Below are 17,235 nucleotides of genomic sequence, written 5' to 3'. Positions count from 1 at the left end.
GCGCTCAGTCTCCCTGGACCTTTCGTTCGATGTCGCTCACGACATCGGGGTTGCGGAGCGTGCTCGTGTCACCGAGTTCCTCGCCGTTGGCGATGTCTTCGAGTAGCCGACGCATGATCTTCCCGGAGCGGGTCTTCGGCAGTTCCGGCGTGAAGATGACCTGCTCGGGGCGGGCGATGGGCCCGATCGCGTCCTCGACGCCGTCGATGATCTGCTGTCGGAGGTCGTCGTTCTCCTCGTAGCCGTCCTCAGTGATGACGTAGGCGTACACCGCCTCGCCCTTGAGTTCGTGGTCGCCGCCGACGACCGCGGCTTCGGCGACGCCCTCGACGCCGACGATGGCGCTCTCGATCTCCATCGTCCCGAGGCGGTGGCCGGAGACGTTGATCACGTCGTCGACGCGACCGAGGACGGTGATGTAGCCGTCCTCGTCGATCTTCGCGCCGTCTTCGGGGAAGTACACCCAGTCGTCGGGGTCGTCGCTGTCGGTGTCGGAGTACTCCGCCCAGTACTCCTCGATGAAGCGCTCGTCGTTCTTGTACAGCGTCCGGAGCATCCCGGGCCAGGGCTTGTTGACCGTCAGATAGCCGGCGCGGCCGGGCTGGACTTGCTCGCCTTCTGTGTCGACGATGCGGACGTCGTTGGCCGGCAGCGGCGGCCCGGCGGACCCGGGCTTCATGTCCTTGACGCCCGGGAGCGTCGTGATCATCATGCCGCCCGTCTCGGTCTGCCACCACGTGTCGACCACCGGGCACTCCTCGTTGCCGATGTGCTTGTAGTACCACTTCCAGGCGCGGGGGTTGATCGGCTCCCCGACCGTGCCCAGCAGGCGCAGGCTGGAGAGGTCGTGACGCTCGGGGTACTCCTTGCCCCACTTCATGAACGCCCGGATGGCCGTCGGCGCGGTGTACAACTGGTCTGCCTCGTAGTCTTCGACGATCTCCCACAGGCGGTCGTTGTCCGGGTAGTCCGGCGTCCCCTCGTACATCATCGTCGTGGTCCCGAGCGCGAGCGGGCCGTAGACGATGTAGGAGTGGCCGGTGATCCAGCCGATGTCCGCCGAGCAGAAGTACGTGTCCTCGGGCTTGATGTCCAGCACCGCCTGTGAGGTCCAGGCCGACCAGGCGAGGTAGCCGCCGGTGGTGTGCTTGACCCCTTTCGGCTGGCCGGTCGTTCCCGACGTGTACATCAGGAACAGCATGTCCTCGGCGTCGCGCTCGACCGGGTCGACCGTCGCGCCCTCGTTGTCCGCGACCACGTCGTCGAAGGCGACCTGGTTGTCGGCGTAGTCGTGGCCGAAGCCGTCGCCGTCCATCAGGCGCTCGGCGACGATGGCGCGCTCGACCTCGTGCTCGACCCCGTCGAGGCCCTCGTTGGCTTTGTCGAGGTGGTCGAGCGGGTCGCCGCGCCGGTAGTAGCCGTCGCAGGTGACGAGGTACTCGGAGTCCGCGGAGTTCATCCGCGTCGCGAGCGCGTCCGCGGAGAACCCGGCGAACACCACGGAGTGGGGCGCGCCGATGCGGGCGCAGGCCAGCATGGCGATGGGCAGCTGCGGGATCATCGGCATGTACATCGTGACCACGTCGTCCTCGCCGACGCCCATCTCCCGCAGTCCGGCCGCGAACTCGTTGACCTCGCGGTGGAGCTCCTCGTAGGTGTACGTGACGTTGTCTTCGTCGACCGGTTCCCCGACCCACTCGATGGCGGCCTCGTCACCCCGCTCGTCGAGGTGGCGGTCCAGGCAGTTGGCCGACGCGTTCAGCGACCCGTCGGTGAACCACTTGTAGAACGGCGGGTTCGAATCGTCCAGCACCTGGTCGTAGTCCTCGTCCCAGTCGAGGAGGTCGGCGGCCGCCTCCCAGCACTCCGGCCAGTTCTCCTCGAACTCCTCGTAGATCGACTCGTCGCTGACGTTCGCCTGTTCGACGAACGACTCCGGCGGCTCGAATACCTCCTGCTCCTCGAGTCGCGCCTCCAGTTGTACATCATCATCTGCCATGGTCTATCATCGATAATCCACAGCGGGCATATAAACTGGGGGTCTAACTATGGTAACGGCAGTCACGAACTCAGTCGCCGAGGGGGTGTCTGGGATCCGCCGGGTTGTCGTCGAAGAACGCCGTCAGGACCTTCTGCTGGGCCTTTCTGAGGTGGTTGTGGAGCGTCGGCGAGGACACGTCGAGCGAGTCGGCCAGCTCCTCCGCGGTCGTCCCGCGCGGCCACTCGAAGTAGCCGCTGTGGTAGGCCGCCCGGAGGACCGTCTCCTGGCGGTCCGAGAGCCGGTCGGTCAGGCGCTCGCGGAAGCCGGCGTCCGTCTCGACCGGGCGTTCGGTCTGGCGTTTCGCCGTCAGCGAGGTCTCCGGGTAGGCGTCGACGACCGCGTCGACGAGCGGTCTGATGTCGACCTCACCGGGCATCTCGACGGCGATCGTCGCCGTTCCGTTCGCAGCGGTCAGGTCGCTGACGCGCCCGCCGCTCCGGACCAGTTTCAGCGCGGGGGCGTCGGTCACGACCGCTTCGAGCAGCGCGCCGTCCCCGTAGTCCTCGATGAGCCGCGCGTCGGCGACGGCGTCGTCGTCGGCCGCGTAGGACAGCACTGCGTCCGCCGACGCGCCGTCGACCACGAGGTAGTACAGCAGCGACTGCCCGCCGACGGGGACGATGCCCGACAACTCGAGCGCGCAGTCGAGCGCGCGCGACAGCCCGACGGTGAACGCTCGCGCGTCGCCACAGTCGAACTCCAGTTCGGTGACGGTGTCGGCCAGCAGGAGGCGCTTGCGCTCGACCGCGGCGAGGGCGTGGCCCACCTGCGTGCCGAGCGCCGAGAGCAGGTCCCGCTCGGCGTCGGTCACGTCGTCGGTCGGGCCGACGCCGACGACGCCCGCGGTCGCGCCCTCTCTGACGATCGGGACGAACGCCACGGGCCCGCCGGCCGCCTCGCGCACGTGCACTTCGCGGGCGTCGAGCGCGGCGCTGAGCGTCTCCGCGTGATCGTCGAGGTGTCGCTCGACGGCGGCGTCGGCCACGTCCGTCGCCGCGTCGGGCGTGAGGCCGTCGCCGGTCCGCTCGGCCAGCCACGCGAACCGGTAGCCCTCGGTCGCCGCGAGGCGGTCGCAGACCGTCGCGGCGATTTCCGACGCCGTCGCGGCGTCCGTGAGCCCCTCGCCGACGGTCGACGTGGCGGCGATGACCTGCTGGAGGCGCGCCGAGACCTCGCCCCCGTCGGCGTCGCCGAGCGCCGCCACGATCCCCTCGCGGTCGGGATCGTCGAGGAGGGGCACGAGGCGGTCCAGCCGGTCCCAGCCGCCGAGCGCACAGACCACGTCCGGCGGAACGCCGTCGTCGAGTAGGCTCGCGGCGAATCGCCACCGGAGGTCGCGGGAGGACACGTCCGCAAGCCGCGGCGCGGACTCGGCCGCGCGCTCGGCGACTTCCCTGACGAGCATCTGGAGGCGGCGCGCGGAGACGGAGAACAGCGGCTCGCCGTCGGCGATTCCGGCCGCGTTCGCGTACTTGCGCACGTCGTGCTCGACGGATTCGGGGAGGTACGCATCGCGCGTGACCTCGTCACCCCCACGGACGGAGAGCAGGTAGTGACCCTCGAACTCGGTGATATCGGCCGGCCGCAGGGCCGTCATCTCAGTCGGTCGGAGTCCGACCTCCGCGCCGAGCCGGAGTACGAGGTCCGAGCGGTGCGTCTCGGCTGCGCGTCGGAGGCGCTCGTACCCGCACTCGCCGAGTTCGTCCGCCGGTTCGTCCATATATTTCGGAAATACAAAGAATATCGAAATAAGTGTTCGGATACGGTTGCACCTGGTATCGGACGGGAGGTGCACCGGAAGCCCGGCTCAGTACCGAGTGTGAGATACCGGCTTGCCGACCCGTCGGTAGTGCGGAGCTTCTCCTGTCATTGCTATTTCGAAAATATTCGAATCTACGAAACAGTCACTCTCCCGCGGTGGACGACTGGATTTCGCCGAGTATCTCGGGGTTCCGGAGCGCGCTGGTGTCGCCGAGGTCCTCGTCGTTGGCCACCGCCGTCAGCAGGCGACGCATCACCTTGCCCGAGCGCGTCTTCGGGAGGTCCGGCGTGAACACGATCTCCTCGGGTCTGGCGATGCCGCCGATGGCCTCGACGATTGCCCCCTCGATGTCCGCGCGGAGGCCGTTCTTCCCGTAGCCGTCCTCCGGGGAGACGAAGGCGTAGATCGCGGTGCCGGTGGTCTCGTGGTTCGCGCCGACGACGGCCGCCTCGGCGACGCCGTCGACTCCGGCGACGGTCGACTCCAGTTCCATCGTGCTGAACCGGCGCCCGGCGACGTTGATCGCGTCGTCGATTCGCCCGAGGAACGTGACGTAGCCGTCGCCGTCCATCGAAGCGCTGTCTTCCGGGCGATACCGCCACTCCCCGTCGCTCGGCGGGACGCCCCAGTCCGTCCCGTCGAGCAGCGAGCGCGGCATCCCGGGCCAGGGTTGCGTCACGACGAGTTCGCCCGCCTCGTTCGGTTTCACGTCCGCGCCGGAGCGGTCCACGACGGTCGCCTCTACTCCGGGAAGGGGCTTGCCGGCGACGCCGGGCTTCATCTCGTCGACGCCCGGCAGCGTCGAGACGAGGATGGCCCCGGTCTCGGTCTGCCACCAGGTGTCGACGACGGGGCACTCGCCGCCGCCGATGTGCTCGCGGTACCACTCCCACGCCCGTGCGTCCATCGGTTCGCCGACCGTCCCCAGCAGGCGCAGGCTGGAGAGGTCGTGTTTCGCGGGGTGTTCTTTCCCCCACTTCATGAACGCCCGGACGGCCGTCGGCGCGGTGTAGAACACGTCGACCGCGTACTGTTCGACCAGTTCCCAGAGGCGGTCTTTCTCCGGGTGGTCCGGCGTGCCGTTGTACAGCACCGTCGTGGTCCCGAGCGCGAGCGGGCCGTAGACGATGTAGGAGTGGCCGGTGATCCAGCCGATGTCCGCCGAGCACCAGTAGGTGTCCTCCGGCTTGATGTCCAGGACCGCCTGCGAGGTCCAGGCGACGTGGGCGAGGTAGCCGCCGGTCGTGTGTGTGACCGCCTTCGGCCGGCCGGTCGTCCCCGACGTGTAGATACGAAAGAGCGGGTCGCCGGCCGCCCGCGAGATGGGTTCGACCTCGGCTCCCTCGTGGGCCGCCAGTAAGTCGTGGTAGTCGACGTAGTCGTCGCCTAAGTGGATGTCGTGACCCAGGCGGTCGAGCACCACGACGGACACGTCCTGCTCGACGGCGATGCGGGCGTTGTCCGCCTTGTTCTTCTGTGCGACGGCGCTCCCGCGGCGGTAGTAGCCGTCGCAGGTGACGAGGTACTCCGAGTCGGCCCGTTCCATCCGCGTCGCGAGCGCGTCGGCCGAGAAGCCGGCGAACACCACGTTGTGGGCCACGCCGAGGCGCGCACAGGCCAGCATCGCGACCGGGAGTTCGGGCACCATCGGTAGGTAGATCGTGACCACGTCGTCCTCGCCGACGCCCAACTCGCGCAGCGCCGCGGCGAAGGCGTTGACCTCCCGGTACAGTTCGAGGTACGTGTAGGTCCGCGACTCGCCGAGGTGGCCCTCCCAGACCAGCGCCAACTGGTTCTTGCGCTCGGGGAGGTGACGGTCGATGCAGTTGTACGAGGCGTTCAGCCGACCGCCGGGGAACCACTCGAACGGCGGCCCCTCCGCACCGCATAACACCCCCTCGAATGGCTCGTCCCAGTCGAGTAGCGAGGCCGCTTCCCGCCAGCAGTCGGGCCACTCCCGCTCGAAGCGGTCGTAGACGGCCGGGTCGCTGACGTTCGCCTGCTCGACGAACCACTCCGGCGGTTCGACCGTCGCGTGGTCCGAGTGCGAGCGGTCATCGGCCGGCTCGTCGCCGCTTGTCATCGGTTGACAATACGTCGGGCCGTTTAAAAACGTTCCATCTAACCAGCCCGACTTGGGCCCGCACCCGCGCCACCGTTATCGGTAGCGACACTCGCGGCGGAAGTTATATTCCAGCCTGCGGACAACGGAGTCACAGGAGGCCGGTGAGGGCATGAGCGACACCGAGAAGAAGATCGCCGATACGAAGGGACAGTACCTGCAGGCGGTCTCGCAGGGACAGCGCCTCACCGACGCCGAGTGGCGGAACTGCCGCATCGTCCTCACGACCGAACGGCTCGCGCTGCTCGGCGACAGCAAGCGACAGATTTCACTCGCTGATATCGACCGCATCGCCGACCGGTTCGACGTGAACCAGCAGAGCGCCGGCGTCTCCGAGTACGTCGCGCTCCACATCGGCGACGACGTCGTCCTGGTGTCGGCCTCGGACCACGAGACCTTCGTGACCGACTTCTACCGGGCGAGTCTCGACGGCGCGATCGTCCTCGTGCAACACCCCGCGCTGAAAGGCGGCGTCGTCCAGTCGGCCGAGTGGACGAAGGGCCGACTGAAAGTGACCGACGAGGCGCTCCGCCTCGCCCTGGCCGACGGCCAGGCCGTCGACATCGAGCGGGCCGACATCGGCGACCTCGAAGTCGAGGAGAAGCAGGTCACCGGCGAGGAGCGGACGGTCATCCAGGTCGAACACAGCGAGGCCGACATCAGCGTCGAGACCCACCTCGCCGGCGAGGAGTTCCACGCGACGGTCCTGCGGACGATGCTCGAAGACAGCGCCGAGCAGAACCGCGCCGACCTCGACCTGAGCTCGACGGAGAAACGGGTCATCATGGCGCTCCACTCCGGCGTCTCGCCGTTCGACATCCCCAACTTCGTCGGCATCTCCGTCGAGAAGACCGAGGAGATCTTCGACCGCCTCATCGAACTCGACGTCATCAGCGTCCTCCGCGAACGGACCGAGGTGAATCTGACGACGAAAGGCCGTCGGGTTGCGGGTGAGCGGATGGGAGAGCAGTAGCCGGGCGGGGCGCGCGAAGCGCGGCCCGCCGGATGAGCGAACGGAGAGCGACAGCGATCCGTGAGCGAGGCGCACGCATGGCGTGGGCCTCGAATGCGAGCGGGGAACGGTAGTGACCCGCGAGCGGGGCTCGCGAAGCACGGGCCGCCGAATGCGAGCGGTGACCGATAGCGGCCCGCGAGGGGGGAGCGAGACGCGTGCCAGGAGGCGTCCCGGCTCGCCTCCCGGATCGGATTGCGTCGTGCAGTTCGACGGGACGACGTGACATAACACGCCGCTCCCTGGCCCAGTCGTTCGGTTTCTTCGAACGAATCTGGACGGTCGTTCGAGAGTAGCCACCGTCCAATCGCGTTAGGGCCGCCATATTGAAACCCCTCCTCCGCCTGCACCCCGTATGCACATCGACACGGCTGTGGTCCTCGCCGCGGGCGAGGGGACTCGCCTGCGGCCGCTGACGCGCAACCGCCCAAAGCCGATGTTGCCGGCCGCGAACCGCCCAATCCTCGAACACGTCTTCGACGCGCTGGTCGAGGCCGGCATCGAGCAGCTGGTCGCCGTCGTCGGCTTCAAGCGCGACCGCGTCCAGGACCACTTCGGTCCGACGTACCGCGGCGTCCCGATCACCTACGTCACGCAGCACAAACAGCTCGGCAGCGGGCACGCGCTCCTCCAGGCCCGCGCCGCTGTCGACGGGCCGCTGCTCGTGATGAACGGCGACCGACTCGTCGACGCCGGAACTATCGAGGCAGTCGACGCCTCCTACGACGAGACGGGCGACACGAGCATCGCCGTCGTCGAGCGCCAGGACACGAGTCGCTACGGCGCGGTGCAGGTCCGCGACAGAGACATCGTCGAGATCGTCGAGAAGCCCCAGGAGGACGACTACCGCCTCATCAACGGCGGTGTCTACGCGTTCGACGCCGACGTGTTCGACGCCATCGACGAAACGACGCGCCACGCGGGCGAACTGGCGCTGACCGACACCATCGAGCTCCTGCTCGAGACCGACCGCGTCAGGGCGGTCGAGGTCGACGGGATGTGGGTCGATGCGACCTACCCCTGGGACCTGCTGACCGTCGCCTGCGAGGTTCTCGCGCGCGGTCGCGTCGTCGAATCGGCCCGCGACGAACGGGTCTGGGTCGACGACTCGGCACGCGTCCACGACGATGCGGTCCTGCAGGCGCCCGTCGTCGTCGGTCCCGACTGCGAGATCGGACCCGACGCGGTCATCGGGCCGGACGTGGCGCTCGGCCGGAACGTCACCGTCGGCGCGAACACCGTCGTCCAGCACTCCGTCCTCGACGCCGACACGCGCGTGGATCCGAGCTCGACACTTATCGACACCGTGACCGGTCAGGACGTGACACTGGGCGCCGCCACCGTCGCCCCAGGCGGTCCGGCCGACGTGCAGGTCGGGACAGAGGTGTTCGAAGACCAGCAGCTCGGGGCCGTCGTCGCCGACCGGGCCGACGCCCGCGGGGACGTGAGTTTCGTCCCGGGCTCGCTCGTCGGACCGAACGCCCGGATCGCCACCGGTGTCACGGTCGATGGGACCGTCCCGGAGGACGCGGAGGTGGTCCGCTGATGTGTGGCATCATCGGCTGCGTCGGCCGCGGCGACGAGACGCTCGACACGCTGGTTCACGGGCTCTCGAAGCTCGAATACCGCGGCTACGACTCCGCCGGCGTCGCGCTTTCGAGCGACCACGTCGAGATCTGCAAGAACTCCGGCAAGATCGACGACCTCCGCGAGGCGCTGTCGGACCGCACGCTCTCCGGCTCGGTCGGAATCGGCCACACCCGCTGGAGCACGCACGGCCCGCCGACCGACGCGAACGCCCACCCGCACCAGGACTGCCACGGCGACGTGGCGGTCGTCCACAACGGCATCATCGAGAACTACCAGTCCCTGCGCGACGAACTGGTCGCCGCCGGCCACACCTTCACCTCCGACACTGACACGGAGGTCGTGCCACACCTCATCGAGGACGCACTGGAGGCGGGTTCGGACCCCGAGGACGCGGTCCGGGAGGCGATCTCCAGGCTGGAGGGGAGTTACGCCGTCGCCGCCGTCGTCGCCGGCTGTGACGCCGTCTTCGCGGCTCGAAACGACTCCCCGCTCGTCCTCGGACTCGCCGAGGACGCGACGTTCCTGGCCAGCGACGTGCCGGCCTTCCGGGACTTCACCGACCAGGTCGTCTACCTCGCGGACGGCGAGTTCGCCCGGCTCGACGCCGACGGCTGGACGGTCACCGACAGCGACGGATCGGTCGTCGAGAAGGACGTCGACACCGTCGAGTGGGACCCCGAGGAGACGGGCAAGAGCGGCTACGAACACTACATGCTCAAGGAGATCCACGAACAGCCCCGCGCCCTGCGACAGTGTCTCCGGGGCCGCGTCGACGAACTCTCCGGCACGGTCGACATCGGCGACCTCGGTGACCTCTCGCCGACGGGCGTCCAGTTCGTCGCCTGCGGAACTTCCTATCACGCCGCCCTCCACGGAGCGCAACTGTTCCGCGAGGCCGGCATCCCCTCGCAGGCGTTCCTCGCCAGCGAGTACGCCACCGCGACGCCTCCCATCGGCGACGCGCTCGTCGTCGGCGTCACCCAGAGCGGGGAGACCGCCGACACGCTCTCGGCGCTCCGAGCGGCCCGTCGGCGCGGCGCGCGCACCCTCGCCGTCACGAACGTCGTCGGCTCGACCGCGGCCCGCGAGTGCGACCACGCGCTGTACATCCGTGCCGGCCCCGAGATCGGCGTCGCCGCGACCAAGACCTTCGCCTCCCAGCTGGCCGCGCTGAACCTCCTCGCGCTCGGCACGTCTTCGACCGGCGACGCCCGCCAGGTCATCAGCGCGCTCCGCGACCTCCCGGGCCACGTCCAGGAGATCCTCGACGAGTCCGCCGCGCAGGAAATCGCCGAAATCTACCAGGACGCCGACGCCTACTTCTTCATCGGTCGCGGCTACCACGAACCGGTCGCCCTCGAGGGCGCGCTGAAGATGAAGGAGATCACCTACAAGCACGCCGAGGGCTTCGCCGCCGGCGAACTCAAGCACGGACCGCTCGCGCTCGTGACCGAGAACACGCCCGTGTTCGCCATCGTCACCGGCGACGACGAACGCGCCCGCAAGACCGTCGGTAACGTCAAGGAAGTCGAGGCCCGCGACGCGCCCGTCGTCGCCATCACCGACGGCCAGAGCGACGTGTCCCGCTACGCCGACCACGTGCTCGAACTGCCCGAAACCCATCCCCGCGCTGCCGCGGTGCTCGCGAACATCCACCTCCAGCTCGTGTCGTATCACACCGCCGCGCTGCTGGGTCGGAACATCGACAAACCGCGGAACCTGGCGAAGAGCGTGACGGTGGAGTAACGATTGCACGTCGAGTCGTTCAGGCGAACCGATGACAGCGAGCTGCGGCAGATATGCCTATTGCGTGGTTCGTGAATCAAGTCTGCCGGCGTGCTCTCTCTGTCTCACTGGAGTCCAGTCAGAACGACGAAACGAGTCCAATCACAAGAACGGCGAGCAACCCGACTACTATACTGGTTCTCGGGGATCGGAACAGGACGCTCCGTACCGTGGTGGCTATTCGCTGGACCGTCGACTGTGTCCACGACTGACGAAGCAACGTCCCAGCAATAGTGATTAGGTAAATTCCCGGTTTCCCTACCGCAGTCCCCTTGAGGTCAATTGTCGCACTCTTCGGCTCTGTCTCCCTGGTGAACCAGGCCACCAATTGCGACTGATCGATCGCTGTCTGCAGTCGTTCTGTAGTGTCACCAAGGCGTGACGCAGAGTAGGCGCTAGTGAGGCGGCTTCGTAACATTATCTGCGAGTTATTGCTGTTCTATCGTGTCTGGTGGGTTGTCTGACGATCGTTCTTCGTTTCCAGCCGTGTGCCGATCTGACAGTTCTTCGGACGCGCGTGATTCAACCGAGATGACACTTCCTCGCATCATGAAATTGTCGGTGACAATCGAGATTCGGCTTCCGAGGCGGATCTGGTTGCCTCCGAACATTGGTACCTGTTTCTGAGTCCGTGCGGCGAGTTCGATCTCGACACGAACGACCTGCTCATTCCCGGTTCCCGAGCGTCTCGACACCGACTGTATGCTGGCTACTGTTTGATTCTGTATTTCGACCTGCTGGCCGGACCTGATCGCCCGTGCGACGGCTTCGTCGACACTGGCGCGAACGACAACCGGAACCGTCGTCCGCCGAATCTCTTTCGCGGTATCGTTGACGGAGAGAACGGTCGTACGGAACCGATACGAGTTCGTGACCATCGCTATCGTGTCTCCACCGTATATTCTCCCTCCGTTCGCTCTCGGCGTCCCCCGATACGAGACGCGTGCGACGATGTGAGCCGACGAGTTCGAGAAGCTCCGGTGGACGTCCTCAACCTGAAACGTTTCGTCGCTTCCCGAGGGGGAGATCATAGTTCCGGTGTCGATCGCCGCTGCATCACTGGTGAGGGGGACGGTATACGAAACCGTCGCGTACCTGATCGGTTCTGGCTCGGACGTCTGTGTCCTGTCGTTTGAGCCACTCAAGACGAGCGTGGCACCCGCAGTGAGAACCGTGAGTACTACCAATATAGCCAATGCGTCTATCGCGTTGACGACGCCAAACAGATTTCCGTTTTCGTCGATAACGTTCATCGATTGTCTTTGTACCGCGGTGTCTCTGATTGTTCGATCAGTTTGGGCGCGGACTCAAACCGCGTTTCGGTCCGTCGATAAATACACTGTATCATTCTCGTCTCTCCGGTGTTGAACGTCTTTTCCGTCACTTGGCCCCGAACGAGTCACTCAGTTTCTCAGTTACGCGACTGATTTGCGGATTCGTTGCGACGAAGTATCCTGTCAGCAACGCAAAGAAGGGCGCTAAGGGCGCGCGATACCGCCAGGAGGAACTGACGAACGTCACCATCGTAATTCCGACGACGACCAGAATCGGCGTCGCGAACAGGCTGAAAACGATCGGCCGCTCCCTGAGAGCACGAACGATCCCGAGGAGGCTTCCGATCAGCAGTGGAATCAAGATCACCGCATTACCCACTGTGTATATTATCGCGCCGCGCTCCAACCGTGGGACCAGCGGAATGAAGAACACGAACAGTCGCATGAACATCATCACCAACACGTGGTCGAGGTTCACAATGAAGAACTCAAGGAGGCTGTCGGCTGCACGTGGCGTGTAATCGTACGAAGCCAGTGGTGAATCCCACCGCCCGTGCCAGTAAATCCAGCCATCTTTCCACGAATCTTCCACCTGTCTCAGTTTACGTGCCACATCTGTGAATAGTTGCACGACGATTGGTACTCCGATGACCCCAGCGATTGCCGCCTTCTGCGGGAGGAATCCGATACGGTAGCCGCTATCCCGTGGGAACAGGTCGAACGCTAACCACCCGGCGACGATAGGAAACCCGAACGGACGAGACGTGATGAGCCACGTAAAACTTCCCAAGAGGAGCAAGAGATTCCACTTCGATGGCCGGTCCTTGTACCGGATAATAGCGTAGAGGGACAGGACGAGTGCGAGGATGAACACCGTTTCGGAGAGCATGTATACCACGAACCGAAGTGCCTCGAACAACAACCCGAAGGAGATTCCGGCGACGAACCCGGCGACGACGTTGACGACTCGGACGCCTGCGTAGTACACGAGAACAGCGGTGACCGTGGACAGGAACACTTGGACGACGGCCCATGCGACCCCTGATCCGCCACTCAAGTAACGGACGCTACAAAATGGGAGCGTAAATCCGAGATAGGTGAGTCCCTTAGTCTGTTCGTGGATCACGAGGGGATCGGTGAACAGAACCTCACATGCCTGGAGATATGAGCCTGTATCGGGTGGCGTTCGTAACGATCCCTGAAGAATCCGAGAGAGATATCCCAAGCGGACCGCCAGCGCGACCACGAAGACGACGACGGCTCCGTACACCGGTCGTTGGCGAACGTGACGGAGTGTAGATGGGTGAGACAATCGACTCATACTCGTAGAGCGTAGCTACGTGTTCTATTCTGACGCCTTCATTAAGTTTTGCCATTGCTAGAAGGGCTGTTTGCCTGTGTTTGGTAGTCTCCAGTTCGCCCTTCCAGAATCCGTTAGGTTTCGTCGTTTACTCACGGATTCGGATCGGTGTCACGTCGGGTGATCTTCCAGTCCGGGCCTGCAGTGCAATGAATTACGACTCACGTGCGACGGTTCGATACACCCAGCGACGGATGCGATTCGGGAGGAACCTGAGTCCGACTCGACTCACGACGTTGAACACGAAGACCGGGAAACCGATGAACCCACGGCGATAGAACTCCACCTGTCGGCGAACTTCCGCTCTGGCGTATTCAGCACCGCCGCGTCGCTCTGCGAGTCCCGCTCCTGCCCGAACCTTGACGAGGATGTCGGGGATATTCGCGAACGTCGCATCCGAGCAAAACATGCGAACCCAGAGGTCGTAGTCTTCGATTCTTGTGACGGCTCGATAGTTGCCGGCGGCGAGGACAGCGCCCTTCCGAAACATGACCGTTCCGTGGTTCATCGGACTCCTGAACCGAGCCATCGCCTCGATACTGTCGTGATCCGTTGGCACTTTTCTCACCGTTTTCACGGCCGAAGGGTCTCTGGAGAACTCACCAATGTAGCCGCCGACGATGTCGACGTCTGGATGGTCGTTGAAGTACGCTATCTGTCTCTCGAAACGGGTCCGTACATTGATGTCGTCCGAGTCGTGGCGAGCGATCAGCGAATACGTACACTCTTTCACTCCCCTATTGAGAGCGTTTCCAAGGCCTCGATTCTCTGGAATACGGATCCGTCGAAGCCGGTCCGGATACTGCTTCTTCCAGTCTGTGAGCGTCGCGGTCAGTTCCTCGGTCAACGGACCGTCCTCAACGATGAGGACCTCACTCGGTAGTCGCGTCTGTTCGAAGCAGCTGCGGAGAGACTGATCGAGTTCCGTGGCATCGTCGCCGCCGTACGTCGGGAGGAGGACGGAGAAGTCTGTCTCTGTCACGAACTCTGTGACACCCCTTTCCCCAACTCCAGCGCACCGAGAAACAGGCAATAGCCTAGGCGCGGATACTGACGTACGTCGTGGGGCTCCGCCCGCTTCAGATACCGATATCCGGCGGCGAATTTCCCCTCTCGAAAGAACGACCGTGCGATGAGAAAGTGATGCGATCGAATGGCGGCTTCGACATCGAGATCAGTCTCCGAATATGCGTCCCGGTATCTCTCGAAGAGACGTTCTCCGGAGCGAGCGACCGCTGTCGCCCTGGGGTAGCCTGACCGTCCGATAACGGCTAGGTCTTCGTCGACGTAGCCGATTTTCCCGACTTCAACTATCCGCGTTGCCAGTTCGACCTCCTCGTATCGACTCAACGACTCGTCGAAGAGACCGGCTCGTTCGATAGCGTCTCGCTTCACCAGAAACGTCGAACCAAGTGCGAACCCGGAGTTCGGATAGAGGAGTCGTCTCAGAACCTCTGTATCGCCAGTGACAGCGGGCCGATCTCCGAGTACTCTCCCAGCAACGTGCTTGAACAGGCGCTTTCTATCTGTCTGTACGCCGCAGTACACCCCGACCCACTCATCATTCAGTGACTCAATCTCGGAAACCTGACGTTCGAGTTTCTGCTCCGTCCAGAAATCGTCCGAATCCAAAAACGCGATCAGGTCTCCCTCCGCCGCTGCTATCCCGGTATTCCGAGCGGCACCTGCTCCTTTGTTCTCCTCGTGGGAGACATATTCGAGTCGGTCGTCGTCGAATCGATTTACGATTGTACGTGGATCGCACTCGTCGGACGCGTCGTCGACGACGATGTGCTCTAAATCGTCGAACGTCTGGTCCACGACGCTTTGAATCGCCCTGTCGAGCTCTTCAGTGTGATTATAGGTAGGGGTGACGACGCTGACTCGTGGCATCTGGGATGCTGTGACCCAGCGAACGATTTCGACGGAGTAAAACATTACTACGTGGCGCCGACTGCCCGTGTTCCGTGATAGAACTGCGTCGGTACGCCGGATCGTGGGAGGGACAGACAATTATATTCTCGTGAGTGAGTAGGGTGTAAGATGGGACTCTACGAGAGTTGGATCAAGCGTGCTATTCGAGCGGGGCATGAACGGAGCCTCAGGGCTGGTGCCTTCGAGTTCTTCTATCGCCCGTACATTAAATCTCTGCAGACACTTAGCGACGGACTGCTCGAACCGATCGGCGACCCGATCTATGAACTGGACTGGGACGTCCTCATTATCCTCGACGCCTGTCGTGTCGATCTGATGCGAGAGCTCCTGACCTCGACGGAGTACTCGTACGTTCGGACGCGCGACTCGTCCACGTCTGTGGCTTCGATGACGCCGGATTGGATGGAGCGAAACTTCGTCCCGAGATACGCTCCGGAGATGGAAGACACCGTCTACGTCTGTGGCAATCCCTTCTCGGAGCAGAAACTCGACGCGGACTGGTTTCGGGAACTGATCGAAGTCTGGCGATACGGCTGGGACGACGGGACTGGAACGCAGCCTCCGAGACCGGTCACTGACGAGGCTATCCGTCAGGGGCGAGCGATGGACGACGGTCGCCTCATCGTTCACTACATGCAGCCTCACAGCCCGTTTTTGACCGACAGTCCCATGGAGGAGGGAAAGTCGCTGGATTCGTGGCCCGTCACTCCGGACGGCGACGTCTGGACACAACTGAGCTACGGCGAACTCGACGCGAACGAGGTCTGGACGAACTATCGGGAGAACCTCGAACTGGTCATGGACGAACTGACTCTCCTCCTGGAGAATCTCGACGCCGACCACGCAGTGGTCAGTTCGGACCACGGGAACGCCATCGGCGAGTACGGCATCTACGGTCACCCCGGCAGTATGCCGTTTCCGTTCCTCCGAGAGGTTCCGTGGATCGAGGTCGAAACGACGGATTCCGGCACGTACTGTCCTGACTCCCGTCCCGACGCGGTGACCGATACCGATACTCGGAGTCGACTCGAATCGCTCGGTTACGTGGCGTAATCAAGTCGACTGACCTCCTCCGTATCGCACAGACGACAGACTATACGAGCCCTTCGTAGAGTTCCCGATATTGCGTTGCGATGTCGAGATAATCGTACTTCTCGACCGTCCGAGCGCGCGCTTTGGTGCCGAGGGAGTCGTCGACTGCCGTCTCGGAAAGCAGCCAGTGGATCCCGGCGGCGAGATCTACGGGGTCGTACGAATCAGCGAGATACCCCGTTTCACGATGGACGATCGTATCGGCGGGGCCTGACGCGTCGAAGGCGGCCACCGGCGTTCCACACGCCATCGCTTCAGTGACCGTCTGTCCGAACCCCTCGTAACGGGACGGGACGACCATCACGTCTGCGGCCGAGTAAAGAAGTGATAAGCTCTCGTCGTCGTTGATGTATCCGGTGTAATGCGTCGGCAGTCCGAACTCGGGTTCGGATTCCGGACGGCGCGTTCCGAAGACGACTAGTTCGGCGTCCGTATCGAACTCCGCCGCGAGATGGCGGAGCGCGTCTCGCAGAAGATCGAACCCCTTTCGCTCGTTGCTGAGTGGTCCGACAGAGCCGAACAGGACGAGCGGCTTCTCCTCCGGTAACTCGAAGAGGTCACGACCGATGTGCTGATCGAACGGCTTGTAGACGCTCGTATCCAGACCGTTCGGTATCACCTGGACAGGGCATCCCTCGAAGATCGAACTCGATCGGGCGTGCTCGGCGAGCCACGATGTCGTCGCGACGACGGTCACGTCCGATCGAGCCACGGCACGACGCTTCCGGCCGAGGGTGATGCGGGACGGGTCCCACTCGCTCGTACTCTGGAGCTTCGGGCAAGCCCCGCACGAAGACTGGTATCTAGCACACCCGTTCGTGTAGTGACACCCGCCCGTCATCGGCCACATGTCGGGCAGACGCCAGACGATAGGGCGATCCAGTGACGATATCCGTTCCGGTCCCATGAACCCGCCAGCGACCCAGTTGAGATGGACGACGTCGGGGTCCACGGCCTCGATTCGGGGCCCGAGCCGATCCGGAAGCCAACTGAGCGAGAACTCGCTCGCGGCGTCGTAAAACGACAGCGGGAGGCCGTCGACGAGGGGACGAAGTCTCGCCAGCGCTTTCGAGCCTTTCGTCTCGGGTCCCAGAACCGTTGGGTCGTCGGACGACTTCCGCCTGACCAGCATCTTCGAATCCACCCCGATTGCACGAAGTCCCCTGTGTATCCGTCTGGCCGCAGTCCCGGCACCTCCCGAATCGCGTTCGGTGAGGAGGAGCGGGTCAACAGAAGTCATGCTGGATACAGACGAAGCCGTT

At 64.2% G+C, this 17,235-nt stretch carries 12 protein-coding genes; 4 read left to right on the top strand and 8 right to left on the bottom strand.

Annotated elements, in window-relative coordinates; all coding sequences use genetic code 11:
• Window positions 1-4: 4 nt before the first annotated feature.
• From acs (GM656_RS03760) to acs (GM656_RS03750), 3 genes are all read right to left on the bottom strand, one after another.
• On the bottom strand, window positions 5-1,999 hold the full coding sequence (gene acs / locus GM656_RS03760; RefSeq protein ID WP_162412304.1) for an acetate--CoA ligase: 1,995 nt from the start codon (window positions 1,997-1,999) through the stop codon (window positions 5-7).
• 70 nt (window positions 2,000-2,069) lie between these two features.
• Entirely contained in the window at window positions 2,070-3,761 is a 1,692-nt protein-coding gene (locus GM656_RS03755) for a bacterio-opsin activator domain-containing protein (RefSeq protein WP_162412303.1), read from the bottom strand.
• A 184-nt stretch (window positions 3,762-3,945) separates the two neighbouring features.
• Complete coding sequence (gene acs / locus GM656_RS03750; protein ID WP_162412302.1) at window positions 3,946-5,886, bottom strand: acetate--CoA ligase; 1,941 nt, start codon at window positions 5,884-5,886, stop codon at window positions 3,946-3,948.
• A 151-nt stretch (window positions 5,887-6,037) separates the two neighbouring features.
• Here acs (GM656_RS03750) and GM656_RS03745 point away from each other — a divergent pair, with 151 nt between their 5' ends.
• The 3 genes from GM656_RS03745 (at window position 6,038) to glmS (ending at window position 10,273) form a co-directional block, all read left to right on the top strand.
• Entirely contained in the window at window positions 6,038-6,898 is an 861-nt protein-coding gene (locus GM656_RS03745) for a CheF family chemotaxis protein (protein WP_162412301.1), read from the top strand.
• Between the two features lie 394 nt (window positions 6,899-7,292).
• Window positions 7,293-8,483, top strand: coding sequence for a bifunctional sugar-1-phosphate nucleotidylyltransferase/acetyltransferase (glmU, locus tag GM656_RS03740; RefSeq protein ID WP_162412300.1), 1,191 nt, complete (start codon window positions 7,293-7,295; stop codon window positions 8,481-8,483).
• Window positions 8,483-10,273, top strand: a complete 1,791-nt coding sequence (glmS, locus tag GM656_RS03735) for a glutamine--fructose-6-phosphate transaminase (isomerizing) (RefSeq protein ID WP_162412299.1) — start codon at window positions 8,483-8,485, stop codon at window positions 10,271-10,273. The genes glmU and glmS overlap by 1 nt, the downstream gene beginning before the upstream one ends.
• A 467-nt stretch (window positions 10,274-10,740) precedes the next feature.
• Here the strand turns inward: glmS and GM656_RS03730 are convergent, their stop codons facing one another.
• The 4 genes from GM656_RS03730 to GM656_RS03715 all read right to left on the bottom strand — a co-directional run bounded on the left by GM656_RS03730 (window position 10,741) and on the right by GM656_RS03715 (window position 14,839).
• Window positions 10,741-11,565 (bottom strand): DUF4330 family protein, encoded by an 825-nt coding sequence (locus GM656_RS03730; RefSeq protein ID WP_162412298.1) that lies wholly within the window; start codon window positions 11,563-11,565, stop codon window positions 10,741-10,743.
• A gap of 127 nt (window positions 11,566-11,692) precedes the next feature.
• Window positions 11,693-12,856 (bottom strand): hypothetical protein, encoded by a 1,164-nt coding sequence (locus GM656_RS03725; RefSeq protein ID WP_162412297.1) that lies wholly within the window; start codon window positions 12,854-12,856, stop codon window positions 11,693-11,695.
• Between the two features lie 244 nt (window positions 12,857-13,100).
• Window positions 13,101-13,928, bottom strand: a complete 828-nt coding sequence (locus tag GM656_RS03720) for a glycosyltransferase (protein ID WP_162412296.1) — start codon at window positions 13,926-13,928, stop codon at window positions 13,101-13,103.
• The gene (locus tag GM656_RS03715; protein WP_162412295.1) at window positions 13,925-14,839 is read right to left on the bottom strand and encodes a glycosyltransferase family 2 protein; all 915 of its coding nucleotides are present in this window, start codon (window positions 14,837-14,839) and stop codon (window positions 13,925-13,927) included. Before GM656_RS03715 ends, GM656_RS03720 begins: the two co-directional genes overlap by 4 nt.
• Before the next feature lie 150 nt (window positions 14,840-14,989).
• Here GM656_RS03715 and GM656_RS03710 point away from each other — a divergent pair, with 150 nt between their 5' ends.
• A complete protein-coding gene (locus GM656_RS03710) occupies window positions 14,990-15,934 on the top strand; it encodes a hypothetical protein (RefSeq protein ID WP_162412294.1) in 945 nt (314 codons plus the stop codon).
• Between the two features lie 40 nt (window positions 15,935-15,974).
• Here the strand turns inward: GM656_RS03710 and GM656_RS03705 are convergent, their stop codons facing one another.
• Window positions 15,975-17,213, bottom strand: coding sequence for a glycosyltransferase family 4 protein (locus GM656_RS03705; protein ID WP_162412293.1), 1,239 nt, complete (start codon window positions 17,211-17,213; stop codon window positions 15,975-15,977).
• Window positions 17,214-17,235: the final 22 nt, after the last annotated feature.

It is taken from the genome of Haloarcula salina (assembly GCF_010119195.1).
Taxonomy (GTDB): Archaea; Halobacteriota; Halobacteria; order Halobacteriales; family Haloarculaceae; genus Haloarcula; species Haloarcula salina.
Note: the sequence above shows the minus strand (reverse complement) of the source record. Positions and strands in the feature narration are given on the sequence as shown.

Excerpts from the sequence above, each read along its gene's own strand:
- GM656_RS03705 (WP_162412293.1), bottom strand. The coding sequence starts at position 17,213 with ATGACTTCTGTTGACCCGCTCCTCCTCACCGAACGCGATTCGGGAGGT.
- glmS (WP_162412299.1), top strand. The coding sequence starts at position 8,483 with ATGTGTGGCATCATCGGCTGCGTCGGCCGCGGCGACGAGACGCTCGAC.
- GM656_RS03710 (WP_162412294.1), top strand. The coding sequence starts at position 14,990 with ATGGGACTCTACGAGAGTTGGATCAAGCGTGCTATTCGAGCGGGGCAT.
- GM656_RS03715 (WP_162412295.1), bottom strand. The coding sequence starts at position 14,839 with ATGCCACGAGTCAGCGTCGTCACCCCTACCTATAATCACACTGAAGAG.
- acs (WP_162412302.1), bottom strand. The coding sequence starts at position 5,886 with ATGACAAGCGGCGACGAGCCGGCCGATGACCGCTCGCACTCGGACCAC.
- acs (WP_162412304.1), bottom strand. The coding sequence starts at position 1,999 with ATGGCAGATGATGATGTACAACTGGAGGCGCGACTCGAGGAGCAGGAG.
- glmU (WP_162412300.1), top strand. The coding sequence starts at position 7,293 with ATGCACATCGACACGGCTGTGGTCCTCGCCGCGGGCGAGGGGACTCGC.
- GM656_RS03755 (WP_162412303.1), bottom strand. The coding sequence starts at position 3,761 with ATGGACGAACCGGCGGACGAACTCGGCGAGTGCGGGTACGAGCGCCTC.
- GM656_RS03730 (WP_162412298.1), bottom strand. The coding sequence starts at position 11,565 with ATGAACGTTATCGACGAAAACGGAAATCTGTTTGGCGTCGTCAACGCG.
- GM656_RS03745 (WP_162412301.1), top strand. The coding sequence starts at position 6,038 with ATGAGCGACACCGAGAAGAAGATCGCCGATACGAAGGGACAGTACCTG.